General features: G+C 42.5%; 12 protein-coding genes. 7 read left to right on the forward strand and 5 right to left on the reverse strand.

What is annotated here, in order from left to right; translation table 11 throughout:
• Both secG and tpiA read right to left on the reverse strand, forming a co-directional pair.
• Window positions 1-92, reverse strand: a 92-nt coding sequence (gene secG / locus B4F08_RS09665; RefSeq protein WP_291374261.1) for a preprotein translocase subunit SecG, incomplete at its 3' end; no start/stop codon positions are given.
• A gap of 13 nt (window positions 93-105) precedes the next feature.
• Window positions 106-897: a triose-phosphate isomerase gene (gene tpiA, locus B4F08_RS09670; protein WP_291374257.1), complete on the reverse strand. Its 792-nt coding sequence runs from the start codon at window positions 895-897 to the stop codon at window positions 106-108.
• A gap of 278 nt (window positions 898-1,175) precedes the next feature.
• Here tpiA and pilB point away from each other — a divergent pair, with 278 nt between their 5' ends.
• Genes pilB through coaE form a run of 4 tightly spaced genes read left to right on the forward strand, consistent with a single transcriptional unit; the run spans window position 1,176 to window position 5,613 of the window.
• A complete protein-coding gene (gene pilB / locus B4F08_RS09675) occupies window positions 1,176-2,888 on the forward strand; it encodes a type IV-A pilus assembly ATPase PilB (RefSeq protein ID WP_110974248.1) in 1,713 nt (570 codons plus the stop codon).
• Between the two features lie 30 nt (window positions 2,889-2,918).
• Window positions 2,919-4,145 carry a type II secretion system F family protein gene (locus B4F08_RS09680; RefSeq protein ID WP_110974247.1) on the forward strand — a complete coding sequence of 409 codons (1,227 nt, stop codon included), beginning with the start codon at window positions 2,919-2,921 and terminating at the stop codon, window positions 4,143-4,145.
• Entirely contained in the window at window positions 4,145-5,005 is an 861-nt protein-coding gene (locus B4F08_RS09685; protein ID WP_291374258.1) for a prepilin peptidase, read from the forward strand. Before B4F08_RS09680 ends, B4F08_RS09685 begins: the two co-directional genes overlap by 1 nt.
• 8 nt (window positions 5,006-5,013) lie before the next feature.
• Window positions 5,014-5,613: a dephospho-CoA kinase gene (coaE, locus tag B4F08_RS09690; protein WP_119064163.1), complete on the forward strand. Its 600-nt coding sequence runs from the start codon at window positions 5,014-5,016 to the stop codon at window positions 5,611-5,613.
• Between the two features lie 13 nt (window positions 5,614-5,626).
• Here coaE and B4F08_RS09695 read toward each other — a convergent pair whose 3' ends face one another.
• The 3 genes from B4F08_RS09695 to B4F08_RS09705 all read right to left on the reverse strand — a co-directional run bounded on the left by B4F08_RS09695 (window position 5,627) and on the right by B4F08_RS09705 (window position 7,791).
• The gene (locus B4F08_RS09695) at window positions 5,627-6,544 is read right to left on the reverse strand and encodes a DMT family transporter (RefSeq protein ID WP_171264462.1); all 918 of its coding nucleotides are present in this window, start codon (window positions 6,542-6,544) and stop codon (window positions 5,627-5,629) included.
• Between the two features lie 32 nt (window positions 6,545-6,576).
• Entirely contained in the window at window positions 6,577-7,326 is a 750-nt protein-coding gene (gene rlmB, locus B4F08_RS09700) for a 23S rRNA (guanosine(2251)-2'-O)-methyltransferase RlmB (RefSeq protein WP_087527058.1), read from the reverse strand.
• A gap of 141 nt (window positions 7,327-7,467) precedes the next feature.
• On the reverse strand, window positions 7,468-7,791 hold the full coding sequence (locus tag B4F08_RS09705; RefSeq protein WP_086209701.1) for a pyrimidine/purine nucleoside phosphorylase: 324 nt from the start codon (window positions 7,789-7,791) through the stop codon (window positions 7,468-7,470).
• A gap of 390 nt (window positions 7,792-8,181) precedes the next feature.
• Between B4F08_RS09705 and recN the strand changes: the two genes are divergently transcribed.
• From recN to ruvX, 3 genes are all read left to right on the forward strand, one after another.
• A complete protein-coding gene (recN, locus tag B4F08_RS09710; RefSeq protein ID WP_291374259.1) occupies window positions 8,182-9,843 on the forward strand; it encodes a DNA repair protein RecN in 1,662 nt (553 codons plus the stop codon).
• 111 nt (window positions 9,844-9,954) lie between these two features.
• Window positions 9,955-10,509, forward strand: coding sequence for a YqgE/AlgH family protein (locus B4F08_RS09715; RefSeq protein ID WP_086209703.1), 555 nt, complete (start codon window positions 9,955-9,957; stop codon window positions 10,507-10,509).
• A partial coding sequence (gene ruvX / locus B4F08_RS09720; RefSeq protein ID WP_291374260.1) for a Holliday junction resolvase RuvX occupies window positions 10,502-10,803 on the forward strand: 302 nt, incomplete at its 3' end. The genes B4F08_RS09715 and ruvX, both read left to right, overlap by 8 nt.

The following is a 10,803-nucleotide window of genomic DNA, read 5'->3' on the forward strand; positions in this document are numbered from 1 at the left end:
CCAGCATCTGCACCTTTACCATGCTGGACTAAAATCAGCACGATCATCAACACAGCTAAGATAATATGTACTACCAGCACAAAAGTTTGCATGCTGAACTCCTAATTATTTTGTATTTGCAAATGCTTCGGCAATTTTATAAAAAGACGTTGCATTTAAAGATGCCCCACCGACGAGCGCACCATTGATATCTGGACAAGCCGCTAACTCTACTGCATTTTCAGCTTTAACACTACCACCATATAAAATGGCCATGCTTGCGCCATACGAGGTAATTTGGGTTAAACCTTCACGGATTTTTGCATGCATGGCCTGTGCATCTTCTGGCGATGCAGTTTTGCCTGTGCCAATCGCCCAAATCGGCTCATAAGCAATCACAATATTTTGCCACTGTTCCGCCACCACCACACTAGCCAAGTCACAAATTTGTTGTAAAACAATAATTTCAGCCTGACCCGATTCACGTTGTTCTAGACTTTCACCTACACAGTAAATGACAGTCAAACCAGCATTTAATGCATTTTGTGCTTTGGCATTTAAAACAGCAGAGGTTTCCGCAAAATATTCACGGCGCTCCGAATGCCCCACCAAAACATATTCGATTTGGCTATCTTTCAGCAGCTCTGCACTCACCTCACCAGTATATGCACCAGTATGGGCAAAACGTGAAACATCTTGAGCTACAGTAAAAACTGGGCGTACAGCTTTCGCAAGCTCAACTTGTGTTGTGCCCAGTGCGATTGCAACAGGTGCAACGCCAATATTACATTTTTCTTGTGCTATTTCTTTCTCTTGCAAGAGCTGTTTAAATTCTTGAAGCAATTGCTTGGCATCTGCCTGCATTGGGTTCATCTTCCAATTGCCGACAACCCATGGCTTAATCGTCGAACCCGACATACAGCACCCTATTCAAAACAGTTCATTAAAACGGCCTCATTCTACACGTTATTTATTTTTCAAAGATAGTTTTCTTCCAGAATTTATTCTTTGATGGAAACTACACCGATCAAAACAAAGAGCATTTTGTAAAAAAAACCGCCTGCTATTACGACCAGTTCATGCTTTTAATCGATATTAAGGTGGTGACAACACTTTCAGATATGGTATTTTTGTGCAACAAAAGTATAATTTTACGATACCAATTATAAACAATTGAGAAGTTAAGGACTTGGGGAATGTCAGTATCAAATGGTTTGCCTAAATTCACAGGCTTTATTCGACGCTTAGTCGAAGACGGACGCATGACTGCTGAAAATATGCAGCAGGCGATGCTTGCTGCCAAAAAGGCTCAACAAGATATTGTTCCTTATCTGATCGAAAATTATAAACTCTCTCCAAAAATTATCGCAGAAACTATTTCTTTGGAGTTTGGTGAGCCAGTTTTTGACCTAAGTGTCTATGACTCAGCACAAATTCTACGAGATGTTGTTGATATTAAGCTCATCACTAAACATCGTATTCTACCTATCTTCCGCCGAGGTAATATTCTTTATCTCGCAACCAGCAATCCGACCAATATGGATGCCATGGATGCGATTCGCTTCAACTCTAAAATGAACATTGAAGCAATTATTGTTGAGCATCCTCAACTGGAAAAATTTATTGAGCAAAACTTTACTCAAACAGATAGTTTTGAATTTGCTGATGATGATATTGATTTAGATCTAGAACAAGATTTTGAAAAGCCGAATGATGAGGAGGATGACTCCCCGCAAGGTGATGAAGCACCGATTGTAAAATACATCAATAAACTATTAATTGATGCAATTCGTATGGGCGCCTCAGACTTACACTTTGAGCCTTATGAAAAATCGTATCGCGTTCGTTATCGTGTCGATGGTGTACTTCGTCATATTGCCAGCCCACCACTACAGCTCGCAACACGTCTTGCCTCTCGCTTGAAAGTCATGTCTCAAATGGACATTTCCGAAAAACGTGTTCCTCAAGATGGGCGTATTAAATTAAAGCTATCAAAAAGCAAAGCGATTGATTTCCGTGTCAACTCTCTGCCGACTTTATTTGGTGAGAAGCTGGTACTGCGTATTCTTGATCCATCGAGCGCTATGTTAGGGATTGATGCATTAGGCTATGAACCTGATCAAAAAGAACTCTTTATGCAAGCTTTGGACAAACCACAAGGCATGCTACTGATTACAGGTCCAACAGGTTCAGGTAAAACGGTATCTTTATATACGGGTTTGAATATTTTAAATAAAGAAGATACGAATATTTCAACTGCCGAAGACCCAGTTGAGATTAACTTAGAAGGCATTAATCAGGTCAATGTGAATAATAAAGTCGGCCTCACTTTCTCAGCCGCACTCAAGTCTTTTCTGCGTCAGGATCCAGACATTGTAATGGTCGGTGAGATCCGTGATCTTGAAACAGCAGAAATTGCCATTAAAGCTGCGCAGACAGGTCATATGGTGATGTCGACACTACATACTAACAGTGCCCCTGAAACCCTGACACGATTACGCAACATGGGGGTGCCATCATTTAATATTGCCACTTCAGTCAACCTCGTAATCGCTCAGCGTTTAGCACGTCGTTTATGTAAACAATGTAAAACACCTGCTGACATTCCTGAACAAAGTTTACTCGAAATGGGCTTTACCGCAGAAGATATTAAAAATCCAGACTTCAAACTTTATCAGCCTGTAGGATGTGCTGAATGTCGTGAAGGCTATAAAGGTCGTGTCGGCATTTATGAAGTCATGAAAGTTACATCAGAAATTTCAAAAATTATTATGGAAGACGGCAATGCCTTACAGATTGCAGAAGCTTCAGCAAAATTAGGATTTAACAATTTACGTCGTTCAGGTTTACTCAAGGTTATGCAGGGGGTCACTTCCTTACAAGAAGTGAATCGTGTAACCAGCGAATAATTGAAATATTGAAAGAATAAGGATAAACGCATGGCTGTCAAGAAAGCACAGATGATGCCAACCTTCAATTATGAAGGGATAGACCGTAAAGGGGCAAAAATTAAAGGGGAGTTGCCTGCACGTAATCTTGCCCTCGCCAAAGTCACTTTGCGTAAACAAGGCATTACCATTAAAAGTATTCGTGAAAAGAAAAAGAATATTCTTGAAGGCGTATTTAAGAAAAAAGTGACGACGCTGGACATCACGATTTTCACCCGTCAGCTCGCAACGATGATGAAAGCTGGTGTACCACTGGTTCAAGGGTTTGAAATCGTGGCTGAAGGCTTAGAAAATCCAGCAATGCGTGAAGTCGTCCTCGGTATTAAGGGTGAAGTTGAAGGCGGTAATACCTTTGCTGGCGCACTCAGAAAATACCCTCAATATTTTGACAATTTATTCTGTTCGCTGGTCGAATCAGGTGAACAATCAGGTGCACTTGAAACGATGCTAGATCGTGTAGCGGTTTATAAAGAAAAAAGTGAGTTACTCAAACAAAAAATTAAAAAAGCCATGAAATATCCCGCAACAGTGGTTGTGGTTGCAGTGATTGTGACGATTATTTTGATGGTCAAAGTCGTCCCCGTTTTCCAAGAACTCTTTACCTCCTTTGGCGCAGAATTACCAGCATTTACTCAAATGGTCGTCAACATGTCTGAATGGATGCAAAAATATTGGTTTATCTTGATTATTGTAATTGGTATCTTAATTACAGCTTTACTCGAGACCAAAAAGCGCAGTAAAAAGTTTCGTGACATGCTGGATAAAGCTGCGCTGAAAGCCCCAATTTTCGGTGATTTGGTTTATAAGGCAATTATTGCTCGTTATAGCCGGACTCTTTCCACAACCTTTGCCGCTGGTGTTCCTTTAATTGATGCACTTGAGTCTACAGCTGGGGCAACCAACAATGTGGTGTATGAAGAAGCTGTGATGAGAATCCGCGAGGATGTAGCAACCGGTCAACAACTTCAATTTGCCATGCGTGCGACCAATAAATTCCCTTCCATGGCAGTACAAATGGTTGCCATTGGTGAAGAATCTGGTGCGCTTGATGCCATGCTAGATAAAGTTGCCACTCACTATGAAAACGAAGTGGACAATGCAGTGGATGGCTTAACTGCAATGATGGAACCTTTGATCATGGCGGTCTTGGGTGTACTTGTGGGCGGTCTCGTGATTGCCATGTATCTACCAATCTTCCAAATGGGTTCTGTGGTTTAATGCAAGAAATAATTTCCTCTCTGATCAACACTCCAACTGCACTTTATTTCGTGGTTGGAGTTTTTAGTTTGTGTATCGGCAGTTTCCTGAATGTGGTGATCTACCGCACCCCAAAAATGATGGAGCAAGAATGGCGTACTGATTGTCAACTGTTACTTCATCCTGAGCAACCCATCATTGATGAAACGAAGCTCACCTTAAGCAAACCAGCATCCACCTGCCCCAAATGCAACAGTGCCATACACTGGTATCAAAATATCCCTGTGGTTAGTTGGTTAGTACTGCGTGGAAAGTGTGGCACCTGCCATAACCCAATTAGCATCCGTTATCCTGCTATTGAACTGCTCACAGCCATGTGTGCATTGATTGTAGTGGCGGTCTTTGGTCCAACCATCCAAATGCTTTTTGGCCTAGTCTTAACCTACATTCTCATCGCTTTAACCTTTATTGATTTTGATACGCAGCTCCTGCCAGATCGCTATACTCTCACGCTTGCAGCACTTGGTTTAGCAATAAATAGTTATGCTATTTATACCTCTCCCACCGCTGCCATTTGGGGTTATATCATTGGCTTCTTGTGCTTATGGGTCGTCTATTATCTATTTAAGCTTATCACTGGCAAGGAAGGCATGGGCTATGGCGACTTTAAGTTACTTGCTGCCTTAGGTGCCTGGATGGGGCCGTTGTTACTGCCACTGATTGTGCTACTTTCATCTTTTGTTGGTGCAATCATCGGCATCATCTTGCTCAAAATTCGAAAAGAAAATCAACCTTTTGCTTTTGGTCCATATATTGCTATTGCAGGTTGGATTGCTTTTCTTTGGGGCGAGCAAATTATGAAAATTTATTTAGGCAATTAATAAAACCTATGGCATTTATTTTAGGTCTGACAGGCGGAATCGGTAGCGGGAAATCTGCCGCAAGTCACTGGTTTGAACAACAAGGCATTCACGTGGTTGATGCAGATGTGGTTGCTCGAGAAATTGTGGCTGTAGGTCAGCCCGCACTGCAACAAATTCAAGCCCAGTTTGGAGATTGGGTGCTCCTAGACAACGGCGAACTGAATCGCCGCGCTTTGCGCGAACACATTTTCCAAGACCCAGCTGCCCGCACGCAATTGGAAAATATCACCCACCCTGCTATTCGCCAGTCCATCAGACAACAATTGCAAGATGCGACTAGCCCTTATGTGATTTTGGTTTCACCGCTACTGTTTGAGACCAATCAACATGAACTAACCCAACACACCCTGTTGATTGATGCTTCTATAGATCTACAAATTTTGCGTGCTTCTCAACGTGACCATCAAAATATTGAGCAGATTCAGGCCATCATTCAAGCTCAAATGCCACGCGAGCAAAAACAGGCTTTAGCCAATGATATTGTGATAAATGATGGACATTTGGAGCACTTATACGCACAGCTCAGACCTTTGCATTTAAAGTATTTAGCTCGTTCAGAAGCCTAAAAAAAGCAGTCGATTATGACTGCTTTTTTTGTTGCACGAGTTGGGCTTTCAAACTGTCCTTACGTATCCAGCGCCAAGGCTGCAAGGCACCAATCCCCATCCCTACAAGCCCACATAAAATGGCAACACTCAGCGGCTCATTGAGCAGAGGAACTGCAATTATTGCAGCAATAAATGGTGCTAAGGTGACAATACTGCCTGTTTTAAATGCCCCCAAACGTTTAATAGCCTCCACATAAGTAAGAGTCGCTACAATCACCACAAATATGCCATGAAATATGACCTGAGCAATCAATTGCACAGGTTGCACATGTGCGAGGGTTTTGGGCAAAAACAAAACATAAATTGGTACAAATACAATCGCAGCCCAAACCGCAACACCTGCCATGGAATGCCACGCAGATAATTTCCATTGCCGAAGCAAGACAGTAAATGTTCCCCAAAGCACAGCACTGAGGAAAAATAAACCATCCCCTAAACTAAAAGCGATACCTGTTTCTTGATACATCAACCCGCTCATGACCGTCAGTGCAAGCAACATTATACTGAGGCTAAGCCAAGTATGCCGGTCAAAGGGCTGCCGAAATAAAAGATAAGCCGCGACAGCCGTGCAAAGTGGAATGCAGCCATTGAGAAAGATCGCAGCATGTGCCGCAGGCACATAATGAAAGGCACTATAAGCGGTGATGCAATAACATACCCCACCAATCATCGCCAAAATAAAAGGCTCTTTCTTCCACAAAAAGGCGGTATCCTTTTTATAGATCAAGATCGGCATTAAGATGCAAAATGCCAAGAGAAAACGTAAGGCGGTAATATCCCACGCCCCAATGCCCCAATTAGCACTGAGCCGAGCCGTTAAGGTAAATCCCCCCCAAATACACATGGTGATGGCAATAAATACATAGCCTTGTTTTTGAGGGGTCATCATTGGATTTAAATTGAATCGGAAATTAAAAAATTTTAGACATTACGTTGACGACATGCTTCATACAAAGCCATACCCGTTGCTACACTGACATTCAGACTTTGCAAGTTGCCTGCCATCGGGATATATACTGTTTGATCACATTGAGACTGGGTAATTGGACGCAGGCCTGTATCTTCAGCACCCATCACCACACATACAGCAGTGCCCGTAAAATCGAACTGTTGTAGCGGCAAGGCTTTTTCATCCAACATGGTACCAACCACACGCACATTAAATTCTTCCTTAATTTGCGCTAACGTCCGAGCTAGATTAGTCACTTGAATAAATTTAACTTTTTCAGCACCACCTGCCGCAACTTTGCGCGCAGTCGGGGTCAAACTTGCAGAACGATCACGAGGCACAATCACAGCTTCAACGCCCATTGCAGCAGCAGTACGGATACATGCACCGAGGTTATGCGGATCGGTGACTTGGTCTAAACCCAGCAATAAACAATTTGGCGACTGTTTAAGTAAAGCTTCTAGATCTTTTTCATTGAAAACTGGATTAGGACGGACCGCAGCCACAACTCCTTGGTGGAACGGCAAGCCAGCCATTTTTTCCAAGCGATCACGTCCAGTTTGTTGCACACTAATCCCAAAAGGTTCAGCCAGTTCAAGCACACGCTTTAAACGCTGGTCATCACGCCCTTTTAAGGTAAAAAGTGTGAGCACACGTTCAGGCTCAAGCTCCAACAATGACTCCACCGAATGAACGCCATAAAAATATTCAGGTTTAGCCATGTAGGACCTCTAAAAGATAAATCACCATCGACACGATGTGCCAAAATAAAAATCCTGTAAAGCTGACTTTACAGGATTGCTGTGCAATATCTAGTTTAACTGATTTTGCTTAAAATTACTTAGTGAGTATCGTCTGAAAGCTTAGCCTTCTAAATGACACACGTAGTCCAAAACTTCGTCAGTTTCAATTTTGAAACGGCTATTGCCAGGCACGTAAAAAGACTGTCCCGCACGGAACAATTCGCTCTCTTCACTGTCTGCAATCTGCACACGACATTCGCCTGAAATAATTTCCATACGCTCTGGCACATGTGTTTCGAACGTCAATGCTTGCTCTGTCGGTAGAATGACACCTAACGTTTTTTTGGTACCATCTTCAAACTGTACAGTATGGCTAATGCATAACCCGCCAAAATAAACATTGGATTTTTTAATGACAGAGACATGATCGAACTGAGTTGACATGCATACACTCCAGATAATGCGCATTTATAATCATATTGATGTGCTAGTTTAAAGATGTGCGATTAACTAATCAATCCATGTTTTATTCCATTCAATCAATATTTTGTTAAAGCCCGACCATTGTACAATTGCACCTCTTCTCTCTACACTTTGGCTTAATTTTTGCCTGTCTAAGCCTTCTAAAATAGTCATTTTGAATATATCTAGAAACCAAGGACAACTTTGCTACCAATTTTAGATTCACGACGTGATTTAAAAATCTATTAGGTCGTCTTTGGGATTCAAGCTAAAATAGTCCAGTTTTAACGAAAACCAATAGCACTGCCGTCTTGTCGGCTGAATAAAACTTGACTATCTTAAACTAAAACTTTTCGCAGCTCGGATGCGTTTATGCTGACACATTTAACTTTAATTAACTTTGCTTTAGCTGATCACTTAGCCCTTGATATTGATCAAGGCTTTAATGTCTTAACGGGTGAAACAGGTGCAGGTAAATCTTTATTACTTGATGCACTGTCAGCATGTCTAGGTGAACGCACCGACACTAACTATGTTCGTTTTGGTTCAGACAAAGCCGATGTGACCGCTATTTTTAGTTATCAAGAGCACAGTCCTGAAGCAACATGGTTAAAGTCACATGAACTCGATGATGAGTCAGGCGAAATTCATTTAAGACGTGTGATCTTTGCTACAGGACGAAGCAAAGCATGGATTAATGGCCGTCCGAGTAGCTTAGCTGAATTAAAAGAAATTGGCCGTTTGTTGGTACAACTCTACAGTCAACACAGTCAGCAACAGCTGTTAGAGCCACCTTATCCAAAGCGCTGGTTAGACCTGTATCACAACTTCTACCCTGAAGCGCAGGCTGTACGTGAAGCTTATAGTACTTGGCAAAAAGACATCCGTCAGCACCAAGCAGCATTGGATGCCCAAGCCACACGAAAACAGCGTATCGACACGCTAAACCTACAACTTGAAGAACTCGAAGATGTGGTTCAAATCGACTACAAGGAGATTGAACAAGAGTTTGACCGTCTTTCACATCATGAAAACATCATGCAAGACAGCAGTTATGCCTTAAATGCATTAGATGATGCAGAGCAGAACATTAATCAAGAAGTTTCCAGTATTCTTCGTCGTTTAGAGTCGCATGCAGGCCGTAGTGAGCAATTGGCTGAGATTCACACCTCTTTGCTGAATGCGCAAAGTGAACTTGAAGATGCCACAGCCAACCTACGTCAGTTTATTGACCGTCAAAGCTACGACCCTGAACGCATGGAAGAGCTCAATACACAGCTTGAAATGTTCCACCGTTTTGCACGTAAATATCGCACGCAGCCTGAATTGCTCAAGCAAGAATATGAACAATGGCAAGTCGAATTAGAACAACTTCACTTATTAGAAGACCCTGAAACACTGGCAGAACAAGTCGAGCGCTCGCATCAATACTTTTTAGATAAAGCACACCATCTGGATCAAATTCGCCAAGATGCAGCCGCACCACTGGCCAAACATTTAACCGAACAAGTGAAACAACTGGCCCTACCTGAAGCTCATTTTGAGTTTAAGTTTGAACCTTTGGAACAGGCTTCAAGTGAGGGACTCAGCTTTATCCAACTATTATTTACAGCCAATAAAGGTATCCCACCTCAGCCCTTAGCCAAAGTAGCATCAGGCGGTGAACTCTCACGTATTGCCTTGGTCATGCAAGTGATGAATGCTGAAAAAACTGAAGCAGAAGTTTTGGTGTTTGATGAAATTGATGTCGGGATCAGTGGTGGCACGGCGGAAATTGTGGGACGCCTATTGGCCGACTTAGGCTCACACGTGCAAATTTTATGTATTACCCACCAAGCCCAAGTCGCAGCACAATCCGACCAACATCTATTGGTGAAAAAGCGCCAAACTGATCCTGCCAGCAGTACCATTTTAAGTTTAGAAGAAGATGAGCGAATCAATGAGCTCGCACGCATGACAGGGGGGGTTGAAATCAACGACACCACACTGCAACATGCCAAGCAATTACGCCAGCTAAAGTTCCAGTCTGCTTAGAATATGTAGATTGGATCACAAAAAAAGATTTGGAGAATAGGCATTAGTCTAGTAACGTGGTAATTAGGAACATTTACTAGAAGCATTTCAATTTCAAGGAGAAGCCTTTAGGTGAGCAAACAATATCTGACGCATCGCTGTCTCATTGCCCCGCCCGATATGGCAGATGATTTTTTTGCCAATACGGTGATTTATTTGGCTCGACACGATGAAGAAGGTGCTCAAGGCATCATCATCAACCGACCTTCAGGACTTTCTGTTAAGGAATTGCTCAATGATCTTGAAATTGAAGCAGATCATGTCCGCCCTCATGATGTACTCCAAGGTGGCCCTTTACGTCCTGAAGCAGGCTTTGTCTTACATACTGGCCAACCAACATGGCACTCATCTATTGCGGTGGGAGAAAACATCTGTATCACTACCTCTAAAGATATTCTAGATGCCATTGCCCATAACGAAGGTGTGGGTCGTTATCAAATTGCTTTGGGTTATGCCAGCTGGACCAAAAACCAATTGGAAGATGAACTCGCTCGTGGTGATTGGTTGGTCTGTGATGCTGATATGGATTTGATTTTTAATATTCCTTATAACGACCGTTGGGATGCTGCCTACAAAAAGTTGGGGCTCGACAGAACCTGGTTGTCATCTGAGATTGGACATGCCTGATTTAAACACACCCCAAATGATTATGGCATTTGACTTTGGTACACAAAAAATGGGCATGGCTGTCGGTCAAGCATTGATTGAAAGTGCCACACCTTTGGCGTTGTTTACCATGAGAGATGGCATTCCCAATTGGGATGATTTGCATAAAATTATCAAGCAATATCAACCTAATCTATTTTTAGTCGGTTTACCGCTGAATATGGATGATAGTGAGTCAGAACTCTCGGCCCGCGCGCGTAAATTTGCGCGTCGTTTACGTCATCAGACCAATATTGAAACGTGGATGGTGGATGA

This window comes from Acinetobacter sp. UBA6720 (assembly GCF_002454215.1).
Classification (GTDB): Bacteria; Pseudomonadota; Gammaproteobacteria; order Pseudomonadales; family Moraxellaceae; genus Acinetobacter.